We start from the raw sequence: 23,035 nt of genomic DNA, 5'->3' as shown, positions 1-23,035 counted from the left end.
AATAGAACGAGGCCGCACAGGCCCGAACAGGATGCCGCTTATATGATGATCGCTTCTCAACCGTTCGCGCCGCCTTCGACGCCCGCAGCCGCCGCCCTGAGCGGCACAGCCACGGGCACGGCCGCAGCCGGGTTCACCGAGAGCCTGCAGGCAGCGACGGCGGGGACTGCGATCGCCGCAGCAACGGTTCCGGCGACGACGGCAGCGCTTCCGGCCGCAGCGGCCCCGGCCGTGCCGGCGGCAACGGCCCCGGGCATGCCGGCGGCGGCGACTTTGCTCGCCGGCCCGCTCACCCCGCCGCTCGCCGATGCGGCTCCGGCCCCGACGACCGGCCCGGCGGTCGCAGCCATGCCGGCGCCGGCCGCGACGAACCCTGCCGCCGTCACCGGCGAAGCACCGGTCCTGCCGCAGACCGAGCTCGCCTCGCCGGCGCCCGGCGGCAATGTCGTACCGCCGTCGGAGACGCCCGAAGCACCGGCTGCGGCGCCGGCCACGGCTGCGCCGCTTGCGAAGCCCACTCTTCCTGCGCAACAGGCCGCAGCGCCCGCGACGAGGCCCGCCGCGACCGGGCCCGATGCACCCGACGGGCTTGCCGCCCTCCCGGCGCCCGAGATCGACGCGCCCGCTGCGCCGGCGACGCCGATCGTGACCGCGCCCGCCGCCACCGCACCGGGGGCGACCGCCGAAAAGGCCGCGCCCGCGACCCCGGGAAAGCGTGAAGCCGCCGCCGAAAGCGCGCCGGCCAGGAAGAGCGCCAAAGCCGCCGCGCCGACGCTCGCCTCAGCCGTGCCGCCCGAGGCGGCTGGAGACTCGGCCCCGGCCGATGCGCTCGCCGTCGCAGCCGCGCCGATGCCATCGGTCGCCGCGCCGAAATCGGCCGCGGCCGAGGAGCTCCCCGCCGCCGATCAGGATCCCGCCTTGCTCGCAGCAGCGCTGCCGGCGGCCGACGCCGTTCCGCGCCCGGCCGCGACCGCCACGGCCGAGATCAAGCCGGCCACCGACGCCGCGCCGTCGCGCAGCATCGCCGCAGCGCCGGACGCCGGGGCGCCCGTCCAGACGGCGAGCGCGGACACCTCGGCCGCCAAGCCGGCGGAACGCGCCGACGGCGCCGCCTTCACCCTTGCCGCCGACGCGCCGGCGATCGCCGGCGACGCCGACGGGCTGCCGACTCCCTTGCTCGGCCAAGCGCTGGCGCCGTCGACCAATCGCCCGGCCAATGCCCAGCTCGTCTACGTCGCCCAGCAGATGGCGCAGCAGCCGCAGCCGGGGACCGTCACCGCCCAGCCCGGCCGCTTCGGCCGCGACATGGGCATCGAGATCGCTCGCCGCATCTCGGCCGGCCACGAAGAAATGCTGGTGCGCCTCAATCCGCAGGACATGGGCCGCGTCGACGTCCGCGTATCGTTCGACGAAAGCGGCACGGTTCGCGCCGTGCTCGCCACCGACAGCCCGGCGGCGCTCGACATGCTCCGCCGCGAATCCGGCGATCTCGTCCGCTCTCTCGCCGATGCCGGTGTCCGCTCCGATTCCCAATCGTTCCGCTTCGATCGCGGCGGCACGGACGGCGGATCGCAGCGCGGCCAGACCGGCCAGAATGGCTCCGGCGGCCAGCAGCAGCGCGGCCAGGACGGACGCTTCGAGAGCGCCGCCGACAGCGAACATGATCAACCCGCCTACCGCCAGCTGCGCAGCAGCGGCCAGGTCGACGTCATAGCCTGAAGGATTTCACCATGACCACCGTCACCTCCCCAGCCAACACCGCCACCACCAACACGCTGCTCGACCAGGCGGCGAAGACCACCAGCGGCGTCGGTGCCGACTTCAACATGTTCCTGAAGATGCTCACCGTGCAGATGCAGAACCAGGACCCGCTCGATCCCATGGACACGTCGGAATATACCAAGCAGCTCGTCCAGTTTTCGCAGGTCGAGCAGTCGATGCAGCAGACCGGCGTGCTCAAGGACATCCTGTCGCGGGTCTCGAGCCAGGACATGGCGCAGGCGTCCGCCTTCATCGGCCGCGAAGCGCGGTTCGACAGCAATGTCTCGGGGCTTGGTGCAACCGGCAACGCGACTTGGACGGTGGCGCCGGCCCGCGCCGCCGAGTCGATGACGGTCAAGGTCACCGACGCTGCCGGCAAGGTCGTCCGTGAGGAGTCCATCGATGCGTCGACCAGCCGCTTCTCGTGGGACGGCAAGCTCGCCGACGGCACCCGCGCGCCGGAAGGCGCCTACAAGCTGGCGGTGACCGCCAAGGACAAGACCGGCGCCGCAATCGGCGTCGGCATCAACGGCGTCGGCATCGTCAAGGACGTCATCACCGACGGCACCAACGTCACCCTCGGCATTGGCGGCGCCCGCATGGCGCTGCGCGAGCTGGTCGCCGTCTCGGCCGCGTAAGAATAAAGTTGCCCATGGAAAACAAAGGCTTGGGCAACAGCCTATAATGAAGATGAGGCGCGGCGGCGGTCTCCCCCTTTACCCGCCCCGCGCCTCGACCTCCCGCCCCGATCGCCTCCGACAGCGGGTCTGCACGGAGCCGCAGCAACGCCGCGACAGCGCTTGCGACACATCGCCTGAGCCTGATCACCTTAGGTTGGAGCGTTTAGCTCCGACCCGAGGTGTGTATCATGCTCCCGGCGCGTCATCCGGCCCTGTCGGCGACCCAAATTCCCGAATGTTCCGAACGCCGGTCAGGCGCGCGTTCAAGCCTTCGCGGCGCGCAAGTCCGCGGCGATGCGATCATATTGGTCGGCTTCCTCGATGAGGCCGAGGCTGCGGTACAAATGGGCGAGGCTCTCGGCCGGGCGAATGCTTCCAAGACCCTCCACCGACCCGGCGAGATCCGGCCGCTCGCCGATCTGCAGGCATTTGAGCCACGCCATCTCGACCACCGGCAGCAGCTGGTCGCGCGCGATCTCCGGATTGAGCCCGGCCCAATCGAGATACAATTCGGCGACGGCATAATAGAAATCCGGCGAATGCGGCCACCGGCTCTGCTCGGCGTCGGCGAGCGCCAGCGCCTCGTCGAACCGACCGGCGCCGCGCAGCGCGCGAAGGGCGTAGAGGACGATGCCGTGCCGGTAGGCCGCATCGGGCTGGACTGCGTGATAAGCGGCGACCAGGCACTCGGCGGCCTCGGCGGCGCGATCGTCGACCAGATATTCGCGGCCCAATTGGTAGCGGAGATAGGCATCGTCCGGCTGCGCCGCGATCTCGGCCCGGAGCAGTGCTGCGTTGCGGCCCTTCTTGCGCGCCTGCTGCGCCGCTTCGTAGCCGTCGTGACCGACGACGAGCGGCAGCTGGACGAGCGGCAGGGCGCTGACCGGCTGCTCGTGGATGCGGCCCTCGTAGCGCACGCCGCGCGGCAGCAGCCGCGGGATGTAAGCGCGGCGGCCGCCGCCCTTGTTGGCGTCCTGCCGGTTGGCGATGCGCACGCAGCCGATGAAGGCCGGCGTGCGCCGGGCGTGCGGCGGAAACGCTTCGGGGGATAGCGCCTCGACTCCGGCCTCGAGCCATTCGTCGGCATCGAGGACCAGGTTCCAATCGGCATCGGAATAGTCGAGCGCAGCGTTGCGCGCCGCAGCGAAATCGTCGCACCAGGCGAAATCATGGACCTCCGCGCCGGCCGCACGGGCGATCCCGATCGTGCCGTCCGACGAGCCGGTATCGAGCACGATCATGCGGTCGACGTGCGGCCGGGCACTGGCGAGGCACCGGGCGAGGCAGCGCGCCTCGTCGCGTACGATCATCACCAGCGCCAAGCGAGTCATCGTCCCATGCTCCCGTATCCGCATCGTGCACGCCGGCGGCTGCCGCCGATCACTTCGGAGACTTCAATCAGAGCTCGGCGATCTCGAGATCGTCGAGCGAGCAGCCGGGAACGGAGACCGGGCCGGCGAGCATCGCGATGCAGTCGGCGAGCGAGGGATCCTCGCGCGGGCCGATCACGTCGAAGACATCGGCAGGGTTGGTTCCGGGCGCGGCCAGGCCGCGCTGCGCGGCGGCGGCCCAGAGGGCAGCGACATCCGAGACTTTGAGGGTCAGCGTCACCTGATAGCCTGGTGCGACCTGATCCGCGTCCGCGAGCGTCATTCCATCCCCCTTGAAATGCCCCGAAGAGCGATGCTGCAATGGCCCGGAGCGAGGCCGGCGGGCAATTAAGGGCGAACACGTAAGCGACCCGAGATCGTGCGCGGCCGGTTAGTGGACCAGCGCCTTGGCGAAGGTGTTGCGGGTGAATTCCCGGGCATGCGGGATGACCAGGCAAAGCTCGGCATAGAGCTTGTCCCAGAACGGCGCCGGGATCTCCAGGCTCACTCCGGTGTCGTCCTGGCGGACCCGGATCGAGACCTTGGGCTCGTGGGTGAGGCTGAGCTCCGAGGGGAAGGCGCCGTCGCAGCGCTCGTTGGGGAGCGGGTGCGGCAAGGCGAGGCGTGCGGCCATGATGAAACCGGACAGAAGCTCGCCGCCATAACTGTCGAGATGGATGCGGGGGCGACCGGCCGCGTCATAGCGCTCGAGAACGATCATCGCGCCCTTGGGGTGCGGTTCGACGCTGATACGAAGTCGGAGGCCGAACGGATCGGTGAGCTCCCGGATTCTGGACGGCACGACGAAACTCCTCTCCCATTCATTATAGGCGCGGAATCGCCGGGCGGACGGAGTTTGACCCGCTTAGGATCACTACGGGCGCGGAAGTTGTCGAGGGTCGTCGGCGCCCCGAAACGCCGCGCGGACGGCAGCAGGGAGGCGGCCGGGAAAGCCGGATCGGCCGGCGCGGCGGCAACGGCTCGGCGCGACGGTGCGTGCCGAGAGACGCTCGAAAACGACAAAGGCCGGAGCGGTTTCCCGCTCCGGCCCCTGCCGCCAGCGCCTCGGGCCGAAGCCCGAGGAGCCACTTCGTGTACCGATTAACGGAACAGCGAAGTGATGGACTGCGGCGCCTGGTTGGCGATCGACAGAGCCTGAACGCCAAGCTGCTGCTTGACCTGCAGAGCCTGCAGACGCGCCGATTCCTTCGCCAGATCGGCGTCGACGAGATTGCCGATGCCGCTCTCGACCACGTCGGAAAGCTTGCTCGTGAAGGCCGACTGAGCGTCGATCTTGCGCGAAGCGGCACCGAGGGTGCTGAGCTTGCCGTTGAGGTTCTTGGCGATGTCGCCGAGATCGTTGACCATGGTCTTTGCAGCCGCGGCCGTGTCGATCTTGCTGGTGGTGGTCAGCTTCGCGAACGTACCACCGGAACGACCAAGGTCGAGCTCGAGGTTGTCAACCGAGAGCGAGTCCGGAGTGTAGGTGCCGGAAGCGCTGTCGGTGTCGGTCAGCGACTGCAGCGCCGTGACGGTGCCGCCCGAAGCCTTCAGAAGGTTCGTGCCGTTGAACGAAGACGAGTCGACGATGGTCTTGATCTGGTCGCGAAGGGCTTCGAAGTCCTTGTTGATCGCAGTGCGGCTCTCGGTATCGATACCACCGTCAGAAGCCTGCTGAGCCTTCTGCTTCATCTGGTTGACGATGTCCGAGATCGACTCCGCACCGGCAACCGCCACGTCCGTCACGCTCTTGGCGCGCGACAGCGAGGAGCTGACAGCCTGCAGGCCACCCTGATCGCCGCGAAGCGTCTGAGCGATCGTGTAGGAAGCGGAATCGTCCTTCGTCGAAGCAACCTTCAGGCCGGTGTTGATGCGGCTCTGAACCTGCTCGAGGCCCTTGTTGGTCGAATTGAGGCTCTGGAGAGCCGCCATTGCGCCGGTGTTGGTGTTCACAGAGAATGCCATTGTAATTTCCCTTCTAGGATGAAGGCCGAATTCTGCGGCCTGAACCGGAAGCGCCGGCTCTCGGCGAAGAGAGTTGCCCCCTCTCGCACTTACATTCTGGGAAGAAAATCCGGTCCACCCAAATCAAGTTCGATCTTTTTTACAGTTAACAGTACGTTAGCGCTCTTTTACGTCGCAATGCCGGTAAGACGAACGACTATGGCTGGGCGGATTACGACCCCTGCGCCATAGAAAAAGGGCCGCAGAGACCAAGGTCTCCACGGCCCTCATACTGGCGAGCGCTTGTGCTTAGAACGGGAACAAAGCGTCGTAGATCTGCTGGCCCCAGCGTGCCTGCTGGACGTCGGTGAGCTGGCCCCGGCCGCCGTAGATGACCCGTGCCTCGGCGATCTGGCTGTGCCGGATCGAATTGTCGCGGGCGATGTCCTGCGGCCGGACGATGCCGGTGATGACGAGCTCGCGGAGCTCGAAATTCACCCGAACCTCCTGCTTGCCGCGGACCATCAGATTGCCGTTCGGAAGCACCTGGGTGACGATCGCGGCCATCGTCATGTTGATCTGCTCGCTGCGGCTGGTGTTGCCGGTGCCGTTGGAGCTGGACGTCGACTTGGCGTCGACCAGCTTCGACGTGTCATTGTCGCCGGGCAGGATCTTCTTGAGCGGGTTTTCGAGCCCGAGCAACGCCCCGAGGCCGGCGGTCTCGCCGTTGGTCCGGGTGCGGGTCGTCGAATTGTCGACCGTCGCCTTGTCCTGGATGTTGATCCGGATGGTGACGATGTCGCCGAGGCGCGCCGCCCGCTGATCCTGGAACAGCGCGCCGCCGCCCGCGCGGAACAAGGAGGCGCTGCCAGCCTGCGGCTGGCCCTGGCCCGGCTGACGGGTGCCGTTCGGGCGCGCCGAGCCGATTTCGCCGAGCGACGGCTCGATCTCGCCGGCATAGACTTCTTCGGCGGCGCTGAGCTTGGGGGCCTTGCCGACCTGCTTGAGCCGGCCGACCGAGCCGCAACCGGAGAGCAGCAAGGCGATCGTCAAGGCGGATGCGATCTTCTTCATGGGAAACTCCGTTGAAGCGCGTTTCGGGCGGGCAGCGCGGCCCGGCGATCGGAAAGGCGCGGCAAATACGCAGGGATGGCGCCGCGACCCGATCGGCCACGGCCCAGGCTCAATTGGCGGCGATGCGCACGCTGCCGGTCTTGTCGACGATGCCGTCGAGCGTACGGTTGGTGGTGGTGTTGACGACCCGGATCAGATCGCCCTGGCCGCCCCCGGAAAGCGCGCGCCCCTGTGCGGTGATGGTGAGACCGCCGTTGCGCACGGTGATCGACACCGGCTCGCCGCGGCGGACGAGCTGCGGCTTGATCAGATCGCCCGGGCGGACGACCGATCCGGCGCGCAGCTGGCGAAGCGCCTCCTTGCCGGCGGCACTGCCGATCTCGAGCGCGCCGCGCGCCTGGGAGGCAGGACGCGGCTCCACCGCGAAATCGGAGGCGGACAGCAACTCGCCCTTGGCGACGTCGCGGACCAGCACCGGCACCTCGATTTGGGTCGCGGCCGACGGCGCGGTCTGCGCCGCCGCCGGAACCGCCCCGCCGAGCAAGGCGGCGAGCAGGAAGGCGCGCCGCAGGCTCACCGCAGCTGCGCCGAGGTTGCGAGCATTTCGTCCGCGGTCTTCACGACGCGGCTGTTCATCTCGTAGGCGCGTTGCGCGGTGATCAGCGCGGTGATTTCCGAGACCGGATTGACGTTCGAGGCTTCGAGGAAGCCCTGGACGACGGTGCCGAAGCCCGGCTCGCCCGGAACGGCGACGGTCGGCTGGCCGGAAGCCGCGGTCTGCAGGAACATGTTGCCGCCGACCGCTTCGAGACCGGCCTCGTTGACGAAGGTGGCAAGCTCGAGCTGGCCGACATCCTGAAGCTCGGCCTGGCCCGGCATCTTCACCTGAACCTGGCCGGTCTTCGAGATGCTGACGTCGACCGCGCCCTGCGGAATGGTGATGCCCGGCGCCACCGGATAGCCGTCGGTGGTGACCAGCTCACCCTGATCGGAGAGCTGGAACGAGCCGGCGCGGGTGTAGGAGATTTCCCCGCTCGGCATCGTCACCTGGAAATAGCCCTGGCCGTCGATGGCCACGTCGTAGCGGTTCGAGGTCTGGGTCATCGCGCCCTGCTCGGCGATGCGGTAGACGCCGCCGGTCTTGACGCCCGAGCCGATCTGGATGCCCGAGGGGGCGCGATTGTCGGCGCCGCCGGCCGCCGCGCCCGGACGAGAGACCTGCTGATAGAGCAGATCCTGGAATTCGGCACGCTGGCGCTTGAAGCCGGTCGTGTTCATGTTGGCGATGTTGTTCGAGATGACGTCGACGTTGGTCTGCTGCGCGAGCATGCCGGTGCCGGCGATGGAAAGCGTTCGCATGGACGTGCCTTTCTGTGGCTTTTGATGACTTATAGGATCAGTTGATCCGTCCGAGACGGTTGATCGCTGTTTTTCGTAATTCGTTAAGGCTCTCGGTCATCCGCATGCTGCTCTGGTAGGAGCGAAGGATCTCGACCATCGCCGTCGTCTCGACGATCGGCTGAACGTTGGAGCCTTCGAGTCCGCCGACCTTCAGCCTGGTCTCGGCGGCGGTGAGCAGGCGCCCGCCCTGGCCGTTCATCATGCCGTCGCCGCGCGGATCCACGCCGCGTTCGTCGTCGAACACGGTGATGCCGATGCGCCCGGCCGCGCCGCCGGCCCCCACGATGGTGCCGTCGCCGGTCACCGCAAGCGCGCGCCGCTGCTCTTCGGGGATGTTGATCGGCTGGCCGTTCTCGCCGAGCACACGCTGGCCGCCGGAGGTGACGAGATCGCCGCTCTCCGCCACCTTGAGCATGCCCGCCCGCGTGTAGGCGACGCCGCCTTCCGGCGTTTCGACCGAGAAATAGCCGGGGCCGTCGATCATCACGTCCAGCGGATTGCCGGTGGCCTGAAAGGCGCCCTGCGCGGTATCGTGCACCGCGCCGTAATCCAGCACGAACGAGGTGTTCTTGGCGTCCTTGACCTGCGCCTCGTCGGCCTTGTCCACATATTCGTGGAACAGCGGCTGCTCGCGCTTGAAGCCCACCGTGCTGGTGTTGGCCATATTATTGGCGGCGACATCGAGACGCCGGCGGAGCGCCTGTTCGTGGCTCAGCAGGACATAAGCTGAAACGTCCATTCGGCACCTTTTCAAAAATCTTCGGCAAAAGCGTCGGTAGGCAAACTTTGCCGCCCACCCATTCTATAATAGCGGGGAAGGGACGAAGAGCGGCGTCGCACGCACTCTTTTTCCGACAGCCAGAAGGACGAACAGTGTCAGAAGCACTCAAGGACGAAGCGGATGAAGCCGCCGCTTTGGAAAAGGTCGAGCCGCCGAAGAAGCACAAGAAGAAGCTGGTCGTCATCGCCGCGGCGGCGCTCGTCGTTCTCGCCGGCGGCGGCGGTGCCGCGGCCTGGCTGATGGGCGGAAGCGAAGGCGGGCACGAGAGCGCCGAGGCCTCGAAGGAAGAGGCCCAGGCGGGCGCCTATGTCGAAGTGCCGCCGATGACCGTCAATCTGCGCAGCGGCGACGGCAAGCCGCGCTTCCTCAAGCTGCGCTTCATCCTCGTCGCCGGCAATCCGGAGAACGAGGAGAAGGTCAACGAGAAGCTGCCGTTGATCCTGGACGGGTTCCAGCCCTTCCTGCGCGAGCTGCGCCCGGAGGATCTCGCCGGCTCCGCCGCCGTCTTCCGCCTCAAGGAAGAGATGCTGTCGCGCGCCTCGCGGGTCGCCGGCCCCGGCATCGTCACAGACGTTCTCATCCAGGATCTGATTCAGCAATGAGCGAAGCCCAGGACATGAACGCCGATCCGGCCACCGACGAAGCCACGATCGAGGAAGCGCTCGATTTTGCCCGCGGCGCCGGGGACGCCGACGCGTTCGCGGACGAAGCGGCGATCGGCGACGCGCCTGCCGATTTCGAGGAAATTCCGCTGCCCGGCGATCAGCCGACATCGGCGTTCGAAGAAATTCCGCTGCCCGGCGATCAGCCGACATCGGCGTTCCAAGAAATTCCGCTGCCCGGGGATGCACCGGCTTCCGACTTCGAAGAGATTCCGCTGCCCGGCACCTCGCCAAGCGCCGCGTTCGAGGAGATCCCGCTGCCCGGTGATGCACCCGCGTCGGACTTCGAAGAGATTCCGCTGCCCGGCGCCTCGCCAAGCGCCGCGTTCGAGGAGATCCCTCTCCCCGGCAGTGCGCCGAGCGACGATTTCGACGATTTCGATCTTCCCGAGCCGCCGATCGCGGCGCTGGATTCGGATTCGCCGTTCGATCAGGCGGACATCGATGCCCTGTTCGGCTTCGACAGCGCCATGTCGACTCCGAAGAAGAGCGGCCTGCGCGCGGTCATCGAATCCAAGGTCATCAACCACGAGCGCCTGCCGATGCTCGAGGTGGTCTGCGAGCGCATGATCCGCGTGTTCGCGACCAGCATGCGCAATCTCACCTCCGACGCGATCGACGTCAGCCTGGAAGACATCACCTCGGTGCGCTTCGGCGACTTCATGAGCCGGGTGGCGCTGCCGGCGATGATCGGCGTGTTCAACGTCCGCGAGTGGGAAAATTACGGCGTGATGACCGTCGAATCCTCGCTCATCTACGCCGTCGTCGACGCCCTGCTCGGCGGCCGCCGCGGCAACGACACGATCCGTATCGAGGGTCGCGGCTTCACCACGATCGAAACCAATCTCGTTTCGAAGATGCTGGTGCTCGCGCTGCAGGATTTCGGCCAGGCGTTCGAGCCGATCACGCCGGTGACCATCGATCTCGAGCGTATCGAGACCAGCCCGCGCTTCGCGGCGATCGCCGGCCCGACCAACATCTGTGCGGTGGCGACCTTCCGCGTCGACATGGAAGGCCGCGGCGGCAAGTTCAGCCTGCTGCTGCCCTATGCGACGATGGAGCCGGTCCGCGACAAATTGCTCCAGCGCTTCATGGGCGAGAAGCTCGGCCGCGACCGGATGTGGGAGGACCATATGGCCTCCGAGATCCGGCAGACCGAAGTCTCGGTCGACGTGGTTCTGGGCGAGCAGGTGCTTGCGCTGCGCGACGTGATGAACCTGGAAGTCGGCCAGACGCTGGCGCTCGCGACCGGCCCGGACGATCCGCTGGAAGTCCATTGCGGCGGCGTTCCGCTCGGCCGCGCCCACATCGGACAGCGCAACAACAGCATTGCCGTGCGCATCCTCAATGACATCTCGAAGGGGCTCCCGAAATGACGTTCGCCACCTTGACCAACATCGTCCTCATCCTGCTGTGCGGCGCCGTGCTCGTGCAGAGCGTCCGCATGATGCGCAGCTTCGAGACGATGAAGAAAGGCGGCCTCAAGGAGGTCGTCGAAGCGCTCGACAAGGCGACCGCCCAGGCCCGCCACGTGCTCGGCGATCTCAAGGAGACGCTGCGCACCGAAGGCGCCGCCAATGCCCGCACCGTCGCCAAGGGTGAGGAAATGCGCGAGGAGCTGGTGATGATGGTGGGGATCGCCAATGCGGTTGCCGAGCGCATCGTCCAGACCGTCGAGACCGCCCCCAAGTCGCCGCAGGTCGCCAAGGCCGAGACCAAGGCGAAGGCAGGCGCGAAGAGCGACGCCAAGCCGGCCGCTGCCAAGGCCGTCGGTGCCAAGGCCGAGCAGGCGAAGGCCGAACCGGCGAAGCGCGCGCCGCGCCGCGCGCCCGCCAAGCCGGAGCAGGATGCTGCCCGCGTCAGCGAAACCGAAGCGGCTGCTCCGCTGATGGCCGCAGCGATCGCCGCCGCCGCCGCCGAGGCGGCATAATGGGCCGGCGTCTTCCCCTGCTGCCGATGCTGGCGGGCGTCGCCGGGATCGCGGTGGTCGCCAACGGCGTCGCCGTCTCGGCCCCCGCCGCACCCGAAACGCGCATGGGCGTCTCGATCAAGGAATCGGTCAAGGACCGCGATCGTGCCGCCGCCGAGCGCAACCGCGCCCTAGATCTGCGCGAGCAGGCGGCCCGCGCCGCCGAAGAGCGGCTCAAGGCCGACATGCAGGCCCGCCAGGCCGCGCCCAAGCCGGGCGCGAGCAAGGAAGCAGACGAGGACGGCCCCTATGACAGCCTCGCCCGCATCTACCAGACGATGAAGCCGGCCAAGGCGGCACGCGTGTTCGAGCAGCTGGAGCTCGACGTCCAGGTGCAGGTCGCCAAGCGCATGCGCGACCGCGCAACCGCATCGATCCTCGGCGCGATGAACCCGGATGCCGCCGCCAGGCTCAGCATGGCGATGGCCGGGAAGTCGCCGCGCCCGTCCCGACCTGCGGCTAAGCCCACGCCGCCGCCGACCGCGACGGCCGCCCGCAAATGACAAAAGGGGCGCCCGCGGGGCGCCCCTTTTCGTATCCGGCAACGATCCGGTGCATTGGCCGATCGCCGTCAAACAGGGTTAAGGAAAGCAGAACGGCCGGCGCGGAAAATATTCCGTGCCGGCTGTTCGGTAGCGTGAATCAGATCGGGAAGGCGGAGACTTCGGTGACCAGGACTCGGCCGACCGCCGGGTTGGCGTGCTTGAGCGCCGTGGTCATGTCGCCGCGCAACCGCTCGGCGTCGACCGGCGCGAGCGCGGAAGCGTAGAGGCGCGAATATTCCACGGCGGCAGCGAGCGTCGCAGAGCGCAGCTCGGGCAGGCGACCGCTGACCTTGGCGGCCTCGCCTTCGTCCTTGGCTTCGACGACCATGCGCACCCGCAGTGTGCCTTCGACGCGGTTGCTGCCGACGATCGGCACGACGACCTCGTCGAGGGGCACGAAGGCGGCCCCCGGCGGCGTTTCGCCGTCCGACGCGGTCGCCATGCCGGCGCCGCCGGCGGCTGCCACTGCGAGCAAGCCCGCAGCGACTGCGAGACGTTTCGGCTTGAGCGGCACTTCACTTCCCCTGGTTACTCAACATCCGGCCGCCCGATCATTGCTTTCTGCACCGGACCGCCTGCCGCTCTTTTCATCCTATAATAGAAACAAATCGTTACCCGGAGGGCTGGGATGAGCCGCGATCAGAAGCCAGGAAAAGTCAGAGTCATCGGTCAGCGCGACGGCGGTTCCCCGCCTCACCCGCTGCGCCGCGCGACCGACTTCGATCCCGATGCCGTCAGCGGCTCGATGGACGAGCGCGGCACCGGTCTGACCGGCGGCGCCGCGGCCGCACAGGCGAAGGGCGGACTGGCGCTGGTGCCGATCCTGCTGTTCCTGCTCGCCTGCGCGGCCGGCGGTATCGCGTTCACGATGTTCGTCCTGCCGGGGCTCGCCCGATGAAATCGCGTCTGCTGCTCGCCGCCGCCGCTTCAGCGCTGTCCGTAGCGGCACTCCCCGCCGCCGAAGCCGTGACCGGCGCACGCCCTGCACCCGAAGGCAACGGCCTGTTCGTGCACCCGGTACCGCAGCCCGACGCGCGCCAGGAAGGCCGGCTGCCCGGCTTCGCGACCGAACTTTCGGAGCGGTCGCTGCCCAAGGCCAATGAAGCCTGGACGGTGATCAGCCATGACGAGGCTTGGAAGGCGCTCGCCCGCGCCGACGCCGAAAACCGGCAGCGCACCCGCTGGCGCTATGCGATCAGCCTGCTCGGCCAGTCGCTGGGCAGCGAAGCGTCCGGCGTGCTGGAGGTGATGGAAGCGGATGATCCGGACCTCGCGCTGGTCGACGCCTTTCGGCTCGCCAAGGGCGCTGCCTATGCGCAGATGCGCCGGCCCGAAAAGGCGCTGGACGCGCTGGTCGGCCCCGGCCTCGCCGACAATTCCGAGGCCTGTGCCTGGCGGCTGCTGGTGTTGGCCGAAGCCGGCTTTGGCGAGCAGGCGCTCGGCCAGCTCAATTGTGCTCTGCCGGCGCTCAACGCCCGCAGCAGCGACGACCGCAAGCGCTTCGTCCTCGCCATCGCCGATGCGGCGCTGGACACCGGCCGCGCCGACCTTGCAGTCACGACGCTGCGCCAGGTGCGCTCCGGCGATCCCGCCGGCGATCTGCTGCGCGGCCGCGCTTTCTACGCGCTCGGCAAGCCGGGCGAGGCACGTATCCAGCTGCGCCGTGTCGCCAAGAGCGGCACCGAGGAGCAGCGGCTCGACGCCGAGCTGAGCGGAATCGAAGACAGCGTCGCGCGCAAGGACATCACGCCCAAGGCCGCGATCGAGCAGCTCAACCGCCTCCGCTACGGCTGGCGCGGCGGCCCGATCGAACGGCGCGCGCTCGAGCTTGGCTATCGCCTGGCAAGCGACACCGGCGATACGCGTGGTGCGCTCGCCGCGGGTTCTACCCTGTTCAATTATTTCGAGCTCGGCGCGGAAGGTCCGCAGCTTGCCGCGGCGCTGCAGAAGCAGCTTGCCGGCGTGCTCGATGCCACCAACACCATGCCGCTCGATCAGGCGCTGGGCCTGTACTGGGATTTCCGCGATCTCGCGCCGCTCGGCGCCGAGGGCGACCTGCTCGTCAACCGCTTCGCCGATCGGCTGCAGAACGCGGGCCTCTACGCCAAAGCCGCCGAACTGCTCCAGCATCAGCTTTATGTGCGCGCCCAGGATCTCGCCAAGGGACCGCTTTCGGCCAAGGTCGGCCGGCTGCACATCCTTGCCGGGCGTCCCGATCTCGCGCTCAAGGCGATCCGCGACACCGCGAACGTGGTCTATACGCCGGACATGCTGGCCGAACGGCACCGCGTCGAAGCGGTCGCGCTGACCCAGCTCGGCAAGACTTCGGAAGCGCTTGCCGTGCTGCAGGACGTGCCGAACGGGGCCGGGTTGCGCGCAGAGATCCTGTGGAAGGCGCGGGCCTGGTCGGCGCTCGCCGCGGAGGCGGGCCCGGCCTTGCCTGCCGCCGGCAAGCTCAGCGACGTCGGCCAGGCGACGATCCTGCGCCATGCGGTGGCGCTGGCGATGACCCATCGCGAGCCGGACATCGCCGCGCTGCGCGCCCGCTATGCCGGTGCGTTCGCCTCTCTGCCGACCGCAGCTGCGTTCGACGCCTTGACCAGCGACCCAGCCTCGGTCGACCCGGAGCGGCTCAGCAAGGCGATGGCAGCGATCCCTTCGGCCAGCCCGGCCGGCGACATCGCCGACCTGCTCGACATTCCCAAGCACGGCTGAGGGCGCGCACGCGCGCGCATTAGGCGGACGCTCTGACGGCCGGCGCTGCGACGAGCAGCGCCGGCCGGACTGCGTCATGCCCGCCCAGGGTGCTGCCCGGCAACTTGCGGCGGAAACGTGAAAGGGGCCGGATGCGCTGTGCATCCGGCCCCTTCGAAGCGCGAGGAATGAGAGCGCGGCGGATCGCCGCGCGTGCCCGTCAGCGCAGGTAATCGGTCAGCGACAGCGTCGACAGCTGCGAGAAGACCGAGAAGCTCGCCTTGAGCGTCGTCTGTTGGATGTTGAGATCGATCGCGACCTGGGCGAGATCGGCATCCTCGTTCTTCTTGATCAGATCCTTGAGCAGCACGGCGCGATCCTCCGCACGGACGCCGAGCGTCTCGATCTGCTGCTGCTTGCGGCCATTCTCGGCATTGATCATGCGCACGTCGACCAGGCCGTCGTTGAACATGCCGATCGCTTCGGTGAGGGCGGCCTTCTGCGCGGCGGTCGGCTGCTCGCCGATGTCGCCGGCCTGGGCCAGCTTCTGGAAGGCGAGGAACATCTTGGAGCCGACCTCGTCAGCGCCGGCGCCATATTCGACATCGACGCCGTCGGCGACGTGCGCCGAGGCCCGGATACCGTCGTTCGAGAAGGCATCCGCGACCGTCATCGATGCCGTGTCGGCAAGCTTGCCCGGCTTGAACGGCAGCGAATCCGTTTGTGAGCCGGCGAACAGGGGCAGGCCGCCCTCCGACGCATTGAGCGACGCGCGCATCTGCTGGAAGGCTTGCTCGATCGCTTCCTGCAGACCGGCCGACTGGCCGGTGCCGAGTGCGCTCAGCATCGACTTCTTGAGGTCGCTGACCGAGGTATCGATCGCCGTGATGTTGACGTCGTACATGCTGAGCGTGGTGCCCACGGTGTCGGCGACGGTGCTCTGCGCCTCCTGGCGGGCGAGCAGGCTGCGCGCCGAAATCTGGCGCACGGTCTGGGTGCCGAGTGCCGCATAATCGCGGGCCTTCTTGCCGCTGGCGAGCTGAAGCTGGGTTTCGGCAAGCTGCTGCTGGCTCTTCTGAATGGCCGTAGACAGGTTGCGCTGCATTGGGATGGTGGCGACGCGGTTCATGTTTGCCTCTCTCAGCGGACCATGTTGATGAGTGTGTCGTACATTTCGGTGGCGGTGGAGATGACCCGCGCCGCCGCCGAATAGCTGTTCTGGAGCACGACCATCTGGGCGAGCTCTTCGTCGATGCTGACGCCCGAGAAGCCGTCGCGCCGGTTGACCGCGTCGTCGCGGCGGGCCGATGCATCCTCATAGGCTTCGGTCGCCTGTGCCGCCTCGGTGCCGGCGCCGCCGAGCAGCAGGCCGGAGAAGCGCTCCAGGGTGGCGACGCCGCCGGATCCGAAATCGACCGCCTTGCCGAGCTCTTCGATAAACAGCGTGCCGCCACGGAAATCGCTCTGGCCGAGCGCGCGCTCGCCGACGGCGGCGCCGGTCTGCAGCTTGGCAAGGGGCATCAAGGCGGCGTTCATCGCGATGTCCGGCCGGATCTGGCCGGTGCCCAGGCCCATCGAGGCACCGGTGAGCGACATCAAGCCCGAGAAGGACTGGCCGGTGCCGAGGCGGTCGGTGGAATCGGAGACGATCGTCAGGGACGCGCCGGCGATCGCGGCGTCCGGCTGAAACTGGACCCGTCCCTTGGGATCGAGCGCGAAATCACCGTAATCGCCGAGCGGGCTGGCGTTCAGCTGGCCGACCAGATCGTTGAACGTGGTCCCGGACGGCGACAAGGTGAACTTGGTCAGCGAGCGGCCGGACGCGTCGCGCAGGACGATGTCGGTGGTCTGGCCGGCCGCGAAACCATGCGGATCGGTGCCGATGAAGCCTGACGGTACCAGCGGGCTGTCGTTGCTGCGGACGAGATCGTTCAGGCCGAAATACTGGGAGAAGCCGACGCCGCCGCGGCTGCTGGGGTTGGTCGCATCCTGCGCCGTGGCGACGCCGTTGCCGGACGCAGCGGCGGAAATCACCAGCTTGCCATCGGTGAAGCTCGCGGTCGCAGCGCCGCCGAGGCCGGCGTTGATCGCCGCAACCGCATCGCCGACGGTCGCAACGCTGGAGAAATCGATCGTGGTCTTGGCGACGAGATCGCCATTCGCCTTGGTGACCGCGAACGTCGTCGCGCCGGTGAAGCCGAGCCGGTCGGTGCCGGCGAGACCGGTCGCGCGGCCATCGAGCCGGGACGGCGGCGGCACTGCGCTGCCAGCATTGGACGCGGCATTGAGCGTCTGGGCGAGACCGCCGAACAGCTGGCCGAGCTTGTCGGCAAATTGCGGCAGCGCGCGGTCGCGCAGATCGATAAGGCCGCCGAGCTTGCCGCCGATCGCGGCGCTGTCGATCTTGTCGCCGGTCGCGGCGCCGAGGGCGCCGCTCGGTTCCGCGAAGCGAATGCCGATAGAGGGGTAAACGGGCTGGGCGACGCCGGTCCCGGCGGTCGAATAATCGAGCTGGCGAAGACGGCGGTCGAGCAGCGTCGCGCCCTGCGGCGTTTCGAGGATCACGCGGCCGTCCGGCTGATCCCGAACGCTGACCTTGACCATGGTGCTCAGCTCTTCGAGCGCGGCGACACGCTGGTCGATCGCGCCGGCCGGGCTCTTGCCGAGCCCCTGCAAACGCGCCACTTCGTTGTTGAGCTCGTATACGCGGGTGAGCAGGCCGTTGACCCTTTCCACCGTGTAGCCGACCTCGGATTCCACGTCGGTGCGCAGGCTCGAAACGTCACCGTCGAGCTGACGGATCGATTTGATCGCGTCCTCGACGTCGGCCACGAAGGCCGACGCATTCTGGTTCGCGGCCTGGCCGCTGGTCAACCGAACGGCGGACGCCGAGATCGCGTCGAGGCGCGCCGGAAGGCCGGCTTCGGAGCCCGGCTGGCCGAGCAAGGCCTGCAGACGATCCATGTAGGATGCGGTGACTTCCGACTGACCCATGTCGCCGGACCGCTTGTAGACGCTGAGTTCGAGAAAGCGGTCGGCGACCCGCTCGGGCTCGCCGACGATCACGCCGTTCACCCGGCCATTGGTCACTGCCGTGGTCAGGCCGACCCGCTCGCGCGCATAGCCGGGCGTGCCCACATTGGCGATGTTGTTCGAGACGGAACGCAGCCCCGACTGGGACGCGTTGAGGCCGGAAATTGCCGATCCGAGGATCTCGTTGAGGGACACGCCGATCGCTTCCTTCGAACTTCAGGGGAATGAGGCCCGGCCGAGATCGGCCGGGCCCGTTAGTCGCTTAGCGCTTCAGGTTGGAGACTTCCTGAAGCATGTCGTCGACGGTGGTGATGATCTTCGACGACGCGCTGTAGGCGCGCTGGAAGCGGATCATGTTGGTGAACTCGCCGGCGAGATCGGCATTGGACGCTTCGAGCGAGCTGCTGGCGATCTGACCGGCACCGAGAGCACCCGCCTTGTTGATCGCGTAATTGCCCGACTGGGCCGACATCTGGAAAGCGTTGCCCGACATGCGGGTGAGGCCGTCCGGATTGGCGAAAGTCGCGATCGGCAGCTGGAAGACTTCGCGCGTGGTGCCGTCGTCGAACACGGCGCTGACGCGGCCCGTCTTCGACACTTCGATCGAGGCCAGATTGCCGAGCATGCCACCATCGACGATCGACGAGATCAGAGCCGATTCACTCCCGAACTGAGTCAAGCCGTTGAGCGCTCCGGCGTCACCGAGCTTGAAATCCAGAGTCAGCGGATCGGCCTTGTTCTGCCAGCCGAGGGTGAGGTTGTCGAAGGTCGCCGGGAGCGACTTCAGGCTGCCGTCGCCGTTGAACTCGACCTTGCCGGCCGCAATAAGGCCCGGCACGCCACCCAGCGCATTGGTCACGTCGGTCGAGGCGCCATAGACCTCGGCCTGCCACTCGTTGGCGCCGACCTTGATGAAGCCGACGGTGACGCGGTGGGCGGTGCCCTGCGCATCATAAACGTCGATCGAGCGCGAGAATTGCGGCGCGACCGTGCCGTTGGCGATCTGGCCGGCGGCGTAGGTAGCGGCCGCGGCATTCACCGGAGTGGTCGACTGAAGATTGGCGCGGATTTCCAGCTTCGACGTCGGCATTGCGGTGCCGGTCAGATCGCTCAGGCGCACCGGCTCGAGCGTGTCGAGGCTGCCGGTGTCGACATAATTGCCGTTCGTATCAAGACGCCAGCCCTGCAGCATCAGGCCGCTGGTGTTGCGCAGAAAGCCTTCCGCATCCGGCTTGAACGACCCGGCGCGGGTGAAGCTGACTTCGCTGCCCGGGTTGCTGTCGGCACGCACGACGAAGAAGCCGGCACCGTCGATGGCGATGTCGGTGTCGCTGGACGACGATTGCAGCATGCCCTGCTTGGAGATCAGCGACTGCGGCGCGGCGGTGACGCCGCCTGCGGAATAGCTGCTCTTGGAACGGCCGTCGGTGACGAGCGTGCGGAACTCAGTCTGCACGGACTTGTAACCGACAGTATTGATGTTGGTGATGTTGTCAGCGACCCCGGCCATCGCGCTGGACTGCGCGGAAAGGCCCGAAACGCCGGCATAAAGCGCGGAATAGAGGCTCAACGTATATCTCCTGAAAGTAGTCGGCCGGCGTTCTGCGCCCATCGTTCCCGATCATTGTAGGATGAGGTTCGAGTGGAACCAACAATGGGCAAAATTTGCCTAGTTCCGCGTCGAGGCTGCGCAACCGTCCTATAATCCAGTCAAACGGCTGAAGGATCGAGACGATGTCGCTTCGAATTTCCCTGCGCGATGGCGAAAAAGTAATTGTGAACGGCGCGGTGCTGCGCTCCGTCGGGCGGACGGATCTGCGCCTCGAAAATGGTGCAAGCGTGCTGCGCGGGCGCGACGTGATGAGCCCGGAAGAGGCGAACACTCCCGCCAAACGGCTCTATTTCGCGTGCATGATGGCCTATATCGACGGCGGCGAACGGACCGTCCACCAAGACAATATCATCGATCTGGTGCGCGAGCTGCTCGCCGCACTCAAGGCGCCCGAAGCCCAGGCGACCTGCGTGAGCTTCGCGCAAAAGGTCGCGTGCCAGCAATTCTATGCGGCACTTGCCGATTGCCGCTGGCTGATGAACTACGAAGCCCAGCTTCTCGCGCCGGCCGAAGCGGCCTGAAGCCCATGCTTGCCGCCGCCGCCGCCTCTGCTGTACGCGACCTCTCGCCCGATCTTCGGTTCGGGCGGGTCGTCGCGGTGCGTGGCGCCCTGATCGAGGTCGAAGGCCTCTCGGGCGCGGCACAGATCGGCGCGCGCGTGCGGATCGAGGGCAGCGAGGAACCGGTCGAGGCGGAAGTGACAGGCCTCGATCGCGGCATTGCCCATTGCCTTCCGTTCAGCGATCCCCAGGGGATCACGTCCGGTGCCCGCGCCGATTTGAAGGCCGGCCGCTTCTCGCTGCGGCCGTGCGAGGCCTGGCTGGGCCGAATGATCGACGGTCTCGGCCGCCCGGTCGACGGCAAGGGCGTTCTTCCGCGCGGCGAAGTGCCGCGTCCGATCAAGGCCGCACCGCCTCCGGCCGCTGCGCGAACCCGCGTCGGCGCCAAGATCGAGACCGGCGTGCGCGCTCTCGACATCTTCGCGCCGCTCTGTGTCGGCCAGCGGCTTGGCTTGTTCGCAGGGTCCGGCGTCGGCAAGTCGGTATTGCTGTCGATGCTCGCCCGCTGGACCGAATGCGACGTCGCCGTGATCGGCCTCATCGGTGAGCGCGGCCGCGAGGTTCAGGAATTCGTCGAGGACGATCTCGGCGAGGAGGGCCTGGCCCGCAGCGTCGTCGTTGTCGCAACTTCGGACGAGCCCGCCCTGATGCGACGCCAGGCGGCGTGGACGACCCTGGCCGTCGCCGAGCATTTCCGCGCCCAGGGCCTGCGCGTTCTCTGTCTTATGGATTCGGTCACCCGTTTCGCGATGGCGCAGCGCGAGATCGGCCTTGCCAGCGGCGAGCCGCCGGCGACCAAGGGCTATACGCCGACCGTTTTCGCCGAGCTTCCGCGCCTGCTGGAACGCGCGGGTCCCGGTCGTCCGGGTGAAGGCAGCATCACCGGCCTGTTCACGGTATTGGTCGACGGCGACGACCATAATGAGCCGGTTGCGGACGCCGTTCGCGGCATTCTGGACGGCCACGTCGTGATGAGCCGGCGGATTGCGGATCGCGGCCGCTATCCCGCGATCGACGTGCTGAAATCGGTAAGCCGCACCCTGCCTGCGGCACACACGCCCGAGCAGAACGTGCTGCGCAACGAGGCCAAGCGCGCGCTCGCCACTTATGGGGACATGGAGGAGATGATTCGTCTCGGCGCCTACAAGGAAGGCACCCGCGAAGAGGTCGACCGGGCTATCCACCTCGCTCCCGCCATCGAGAACCTGCTCAAGCAGGGCAAATCCGATCAGGGCCGCGCCGACGAGAGCTTCGCCGCGCTCGAGGCGATCCTCGCCCCCGAACACCAGGGTGACGCATGAAAACTCCGTTCGACACCGCGCTTCGTATTCAGCAGCGCGAAATCGACCGTGTCGGCATGGCCATCGGCAGCGAGACCAGTCAGCTGGTCGCACTCGAACAGGCGAAGCAGGCGGCGCTTGCCACCGCCGCCGCCGAAGTGCAGCTTGCCGGCGCCGATCCGATGATGTCGAGCTTCGCCTATGTCAGCCGCATGCGCATGCTGCGCGAGCGGCTGGAACAGGATCGCGCCGCCTCGGCCGCGCGCCTCGACCGTCTGCGTGACGAGGCGACCGACGTCTACGGCTCGATGAAGGCGATGGAAACCGCCGCCGACGGCTTCCGGGCCTCGGCCGCACTGACCGCCGCCACCGCCGAACAGGCGATGATCGACGACATCTCCAGCGCCGCATTGCTGCGCGCGCGCCGCACCGCGGCGCGGGGGCGGCACGCATGATCGGACGGATCGACCTGGAGCGCCTGCGCCCAGAGCAGAAAGCGGACCTGATCTACACCCAGGCGCGCAACGACCTGTCGACGCGCCTGTGGCGCGCCGCGCTCGGCGACGGCGGGACCCCCGAGGCGTCCGGCGAAACAGGCGCCGGAACGGGTGCCGGTACGAGCCTTGAATCCTTGCTCGCCGTGCTGACCCAGCAGCCGGCAACGGCGCCGCGCGCTCCGGCTGCCCCGATCGGACCCCGCATGGGCCGGTTGGAGGGCCTCACCCTGCCGACCACCGAGCCGTCGACCGCACCGGCTGCCGCCGACGAGGCGACCGCCGAAGAGGTCGGCCGTGCCGGCGGGCTCGGCCCGAACGCGCAGCATCAGGGAAGCCTCGAACGTGCCGCGGCGCGCACCGGCATCCCGACCGCCGCGCTGGCCGCGATCGTCGATGCCGAAGCGGCAAAAGGCCGTGACGGCAGCTGGAAGCTCTATTCGCGCAATCCCCGGTCCAGCGCCGCGGGCCTTGGCCAATTTCTCGCCGGAACCTGGATCGGCGAGGCTCAGCGCAGCGGCACCTGGCTGAACCAGGTCGCCAAGAACCGCGGCTGGATCTCTGATTCCGGAAAAATCGCGAAAGGCGCCCAAGCGGAGCTGCTGGCGCTTCGCTATGACGGCGAGACGTCGATCCACGCAATCGCCGATTACGCCAAGGGCAATCTCGACCGGCTGCGCAGGGCAGGCGTCGATATCGGCGGCGGCGTCGGCAAGGTCGCGCAGGCCGCCTATCTCGGCCACCATCTCGGCGCCGGAGATGCGGTGAAATTCCTCAAGGGCGGCCTCGACAATGGCCGCGCCGCCACATTGCTGCGCGCCCAGGTCGGCGCAGCCAGCGCCAATGCACGCCTCGCCCAGGCCGGCAATGCGACGGCGGCCCACCGCCAATGGCTGCTCGGCTTCGTCGAGCGGCACATCCGCCCCGAGCGCTTCCAGGTCTGACGTAGGCTCGAATCGCGGTATAACGTCCGGACCCGATCAGTTTGCTGCCGCAATGAACGATGTCCCGGGCGCGAACCGCACGGATAACATCGGCACGCGCGGTTGGTAAGGCGAGGCGCACACACCCGGTCGGCCGGGCCGCCCCCCTGACCAGCTCCACGTGCCCGATTCTCCACCCCAAAGGCCTCGGCAACAAAAAAGAAACGGGGACCGCGTCGCGATTCGCTGCTC

General features: G+C 67.7%; 24 protein-coding genes. 12 read left to right on the top strand and 12 right to left on the bottom strand.

Going from position 1 to position 23,035, the window contains the following annotated elements:
- Positions 1 to 42 precede the first annotated feature (42 nt).
- Positions 43 to 1,719, top strand: coding sequence for a flagellar hook-length control protein FliK (locus tag C7I55_RS06830; RefSeq protein ID WP_106512131.1), 1,677 nt, complete (start codon positions 43 to 45; stop codon positions 1,717 to 1,719).
- A gap of 11 nt (positions 1,720 to 1,730) precedes the next feature.
- A complete protein-coding gene (locus tag C7I55_RS06825; RefSeq protein WP_106512130.1) occupies positions 1,731 to 2,399 on the top strand; it encodes a flagellar hook assembly protein FlgD in 669 nt (222 codons plus the stop codon).
- A gap of 305 nt (positions 2,400 to 2,704) precedes the next feature.
- Here the strand turns inward: C7I55_RS06825 and C7I55_RS06820 are convergent, their stop codons facing one another.
- From C7I55_RS06820 to C7I55_RS06785, 8 genes are all read right to left on the bottom strand, one after another.
- Positions 2,705 to 3,772, bottom strand: a complete 1,068-nt coding sequence (locus tag C7I55_RS06820; protein ID WP_106512129.1) for a glycosyltransferase — start codon at positions 3,770 to 3,772, stop codon at positions 2,705 to 2,707.
- Positions 3,773 to 3,839: 67 nt separating this feature from the next.
- Entirely contained in the window at positions 3,840 to 4,094 is a 255-nt protein-coding gene (locus tag C7I55_RS06815) for a hypothetical protein (protein ID WP_106512128.1), read from the bottom strand.
- 108 nt (positions 4,095 to 4,202) lie between these two features.
- A complete protein-coding gene (locus C7I55_RS06810) occupies positions 4,203 to 4,613 on the bottom strand; it encodes a hypothetical protein (protein ID WP_106512127.1) in 411 nt (136 codons plus the stop codon).
- 299 nt (positions 4,614 to 4,912) lie between these two features.
- Entirely contained in the window at positions 4,913 to 5,776 is an 864-nt protein-coding gene (locus tag C7I55_RS06805; RefSeq protein WP_106512126.1) for a flagellin, read from the bottom strand.
- 288 nt (positions 5,777 to 6,064) lie between these two features.
- Positions 6,065 to 6,829: a flagellar basal body L-ring protein FlgH gene (flgH, locus tag C7I55_RS06800; protein ID WP_106512125.1), complete on the bottom strand. Its 765-nt coding sequence runs from the start codon at positions 6,827 to 6,829 to the stop codon at positions 6,065 to 6,067.
- A 109-nt stretch (positions 6,830 to 6,938) separates the two neighbouring features.
- Positions 6,939 to 7,406 carry a flagellar basal body P-ring formation chaperone FlgA gene (gene flgA, locus C7I55_RS06795; RefSeq protein ID WP_233222086.1) on the bottom strand — a complete coding sequence of 156 codons (468 nt, stop codon included), beginning with the start codon at positions 7,404 to 7,406 and terminating at the stop codon, positions 6,939 to 6,941.
- Positions 7,403 to 8,188 carry a flagellar basal-body rod protein FlgG gene (gene flgG, locus C7I55_RS06790; RefSeq protein WP_106512124.1) on the bottom strand — a complete coding sequence of 262 codons (786 nt, stop codon included), beginning with the start codon at positions 8,186 to 8,188 and terminating at the stop codon, positions 7,403 to 7,405. The genes flgA and flgG overlap by 4 nt, the downstream gene beginning before the upstream one ends.
- 37 nt (positions 8,189 to 8,225) lie before the next feature.
- On the bottom strand, positions 8,226 to 8,969 hold the full coding sequence (locus C7I55_RS06785; RefSeq protein WP_106512123.1) for a flagellar hook-basal body complex protein: 744 nt from the start codon (positions 8,967 to 8,969) through the stop codon (positions 8,226 to 8,228).
- 134 nt (positions 8,970 to 9,103) lie between these two features.
- Here C7I55_RS06785 and C7I55_RS06780 point away from each other — a divergent pair, with 134 nt between their 5' ends.
- The 4 genes from C7I55_RS06780 (at position 9,104) to C7I55_RS06765 (ending at position 12,145) form a co-directional block, all read left to right on the top strand.
- Positions 9,104 to 9,613, top strand: a complete 510-nt coding sequence (locus C7I55_RS06780) for a flagellar basal body-associated FliL family protein (RefSeq protein WP_233222085.1) — start codon at positions 9,104 to 9,106, stop codon at positions 9,611 to 9,613.
- A gap of 395 nt (positions 9,614 to 10,008) precedes the next feature.
- The gene (gene fliM, locus C7I55_RS06775) at positions 10,009 to 11,049 is read left to right on the top strand and encodes a flagellar motor switch protein FliM (RefSeq protein ID WP_233222116.1); all 1,041 of its coding nucleotides are present in this window, start codon (positions 10,009 to 10,011) and stop codon (positions 11,047 to 11,049) included.
- Entirely contained in the window at positions 11,046 to 11,603 is a 558-nt protein-coding gene (locus C7I55_RS28465) for a DUF6468 domain-containing protein (protein WP_199192747.1), read from the top strand. Before fliM ends, C7I55_RS28465 begins: the two co-directional genes overlap by 4 nt.
- Positions 11,603 to 12,145: a MotE family protein gene (locus tag C7I55_RS06765; RefSeq protein WP_106512122.1), complete on the top strand. Its 543-nt coding sequence runs from the start codon at positions 11,603 to 11,605 to the stop codon at positions 12,143 to 12,145. The genes C7I55_RS28465 and C7I55_RS06765 overlap by 1 nt, the downstream gene beginning before the upstream one ends.
- Before the next feature lie 139 nt (positions 12,146 to 12,284).
- Here the strand turns inward: C7I55_RS06765 and C7I55_RS06760 are convergent, their stop codons facing one another.
- The gene (locus tag C7I55_RS06760) at positions 12,285 to 12,701 is read right to left on the bottom strand and encodes a flagellar basal body-associated FliL family protein (protein ID WP_106512121.1); all 417 of its coding nucleotides are present in this window, start codon (positions 12,699 to 12,701) and stop codon (positions 12,285 to 12,287) included.
- A gap of 114 nt (positions 12,702 to 12,815) precedes the next feature.
- On the opposite strand from C7I55_RS06760, the gene C7I55_RS06755 reads away from it, so the two are divergent.
- Together C7I55_RS06755 and C7I55_RS06750 are read left to right on the top strand one after the other, a co-directional pair.
- On the top strand, positions 12,816 to 13,085 hold the full coding sequence (locus C7I55_RS06755) for a hypothetical protein (RefSeq protein WP_106512120.1): 270 nt from the start codon (positions 12,816 to 12,818) through the stop codon (positions 13,083 to 13,085).
- Positions 13,082 to 14,902 carry a tetratricopeptide repeat protein gene (locus C7I55_RS06750; protein WP_106512119.1) on the top strand — a complete coding sequence of 607 codons (1,821 nt, stop codon included), beginning with the start codon at positions 13,082 to 13,084 and terminating at the stop codon, positions 14,900 to 14,902. Before C7I55_RS06755 ends, C7I55_RS06750 begins: the two co-directional genes overlap by 4 nt.
- Before the next feature lie 199 nt (positions 14,903 to 15,101).
- Here C7I55_RS06750 and C7I55_RS06745 read toward each other — a convergent pair whose 3' ends face one another.
- The 3 genes from C7I55_RS06745 to flgE all read right to left on the bottom strand — a co-directional run bounded on the left by C7I55_RS06745 (position 15,102) and on the right by flgE (position 19,484).
- Positions 15,102 to 16,010: a flagellin gene (locus tag C7I55_RS06745; RefSeq protein WP_106512118.1), complete on the bottom strand. Its 909-nt coding sequence runs from the start codon at positions 16,008 to 16,010 to the stop codon at positions 15,102 to 15,104.
- Between the two features lie 11 nt (positions 16,011 to 16,021).
- Complete coding sequence (locus tag C7I55_RS06740; RefSeq protein ID WP_106512117.1) at positions 16,022 to 18,109, bottom strand: flagellar hook-associated protein FlgK; 2,088 nt, start codon at positions 18,107 to 18,109, stop codon at positions 16,022 to 16,024.
- A 67-nt stretch (positions 18,110 to 18,176) separates the two neighbouring features.
- Entirely contained in the window at positions 18,177 to 19,484 is a 1,308-nt protein-coding gene (gene flgE / locus C7I55_RS06735; RefSeq protein ID WP_233222084.1) for a flagellar hook protein FlgE, read from the bottom strand.
- A gap of 164 nt (positions 19,485 to 19,648) precedes the next feature.
- Between flgE and C7I55_RS06730 the strand changes: the two genes are divergently transcribed.
- Genes C7I55_RS06730 through C7I55_RS06715 form a run of 4 tightly spaced genes read left to right on the top strand, consistent with a single transcriptional unit; the run spans position 19,649 to position 22,804 of the window.
- Complete coding sequence (locus C7I55_RS06730) at positions 19,649 to 20,047, top strand: flagellar biosynthesis repressor FlbT (RefSeq protein ID WP_106512115.1); 399 nt, start codon at positions 19,649 to 19,651, stop codon at positions 20,045 to 20,047.
- Positions 20,048 to 20,052: 5 nt separating this feature from the next.
- On the top strand, positions 20,053 to 21,387 hold the full coding sequence (gene fliI, locus C7I55_RS06725) for a flagellar protein export ATPase FliI (protein WP_106512114.1): 1,335 nt from the start codon (positions 20,053 to 20,055) through the stop codon (positions 21,385 to 21,387).
- Entirely contained in the window at positions 21,384 to 21,821 is a 438-nt protein-coding gene (locus tag C7I55_RS06720) for a hypothetical protein (RefSeq protein WP_106512113.1), read from the top strand. Before fliI ends, C7I55_RS06720 begins: the two co-directional genes overlap by 4 nt.
- Entirely contained in the window at positions 21,818 to 22,804 is a 987-nt protein-coding gene (locus C7I55_RS06715; protein ID WP_106512112.1) for a peptidoglycan-binding protein, read from the top strand. The genes C7I55_RS06720 and C7I55_RS06715 overlap by 4 nt, the downstream gene beginning before the upstream one ends.
- Positions 22,805 to 23,035 lie beyond the last annotated feature (231 nt).

This window comes from Allosphingosinicella deserti (assembly GCF_003012735.1).
Classification (GTDB): Bacteria; Pseudomonadota; Alphaproteobacteria; order Sphingomonadales; family Sphingomonadaceae; genus Allosphingosinicella; species Allosphingosinicella deserti.
Note: the sequence above shows the minus strand (reverse complement) of the source record. Positions and strands in the feature narration are given on the sequence as shown.

Bases quoted from the DNA above. Each gene is read 5' to 3' on its own strand.
- flgH (WP_106512125.1), bottom strand. From the start codon at position 6,829: ATGAAGAAGATCGCATCCGCCTTGACGATCGCCTTGCTGCTCTCCGGT.
- C7I55_RS06815 (WP_106512128.1), bottom strand. From the start codon at position 4,094: ATGACGCTCGCGGACGCGGATCAGGTCGCACCAGGCTATCAGGTGACG.
- C7I55_RS06730 (WP_106512115.1), top strand. From the start codon at position 19,649: ATGTCGCTTCGAATTTCCCTGCGCGATGGCGAAAAAGTAATTGTGAAC.
- C7I55_RS06765 (WP_106512122.1), top strand. From the start codon at position 11,603: ATGGGCCGGCGTCTTCCCCTGCTGCCGATGCTGGCGGGCGTCGCCGGG.
- C7I55_RS06820 (WP_106512129.1), bottom strand. From the start codon at position 3,772: ATGACTCGCTTGGCGCTGGTGATGATCGTACGCGACGAGGCGCGCTGC.
- C7I55_RS06720 (WP_106512113.1), top strand. From the start codon at position 21,384: ATGAAAACTCCGTTCGACACCGCGCTTCGTATTCAGCAGCGCGAAATC.
- C7I55_RS06785 (WP_106512123.1), bottom strand. From the start codon at position 8,969: ATGGACGTTTCAGCTTATGTCCTGCTGAGCCACGAACAGGCGCTCCGC.
- flgG (WP_106512124.1), bottom strand. From the start codon at position 8,188: ATGCGAACGCTTTCCATCGCCGGCACCGGCATGCTCGCGCAGCAGACC.
- C7I55_RS06750 (WP_106512119.1), top strand. From the start codon at position 13,082: ATGAAATCGCGTCTGCTGCTCGCCGCCGCCGCTTCAGCGCTGTCCGTA.
- fliI (WP_106512114.1), top strand. From the start codon at position 20,053: ATGCTTGCCGCCGCCGCCGCCTCTGCTGTACGCGACCTCTCGCCCGAT.
- C7I55_RS06755 (WP_106512120.1), top strand. From the start codon at position 12,816: ATGAGCCGCGATCAGAAGCCAGGAAAAGTCAGAGTCATCGGTCAGCGC.
- C7I55_RS06715 (WP_106512112.1), top strand. From the start codon at position 21,818: ATGATCGGACGGATCGACCTGGAGCGCCTGCGCCCAGAGCAGAAAGCG.
- C7I55_RS06830 (WP_106512131.1), top strand. From the start codon at position 43: ATGATGATCGCTTCTCAACCGTTCGCGCCGCCTTCGACGCCCGCAGCC.
- C7I55_RS06825 (WP_106512130.1), top strand. From the start codon at position 1,731: ATGACCACCGTCACCTCCCCAGCCAACACCGCCACCACCAACACGCTG.
- C7I55_RS28465 (WP_199192747.1), top strand. From the start codon at position 11,046: ATGACGTTCGCCACCTTGACCAACATCGTCCTCATCCTGCTGTGCGGC.
- C7I55_RS06805 (WP_106512126.1), bottom strand. From the start codon at position 5,776: ATGGCATTCTCTGTGAACACCAACACCGGCGCAATGGCGGCTCTCCAG.
- C7I55_RS06745 (WP_106512118.1), bottom strand. From the start codon at position 16,010: ATGAACCGCGTCGCCACCATCCCAATGCAGCGCAACCTGTCTACGGCC.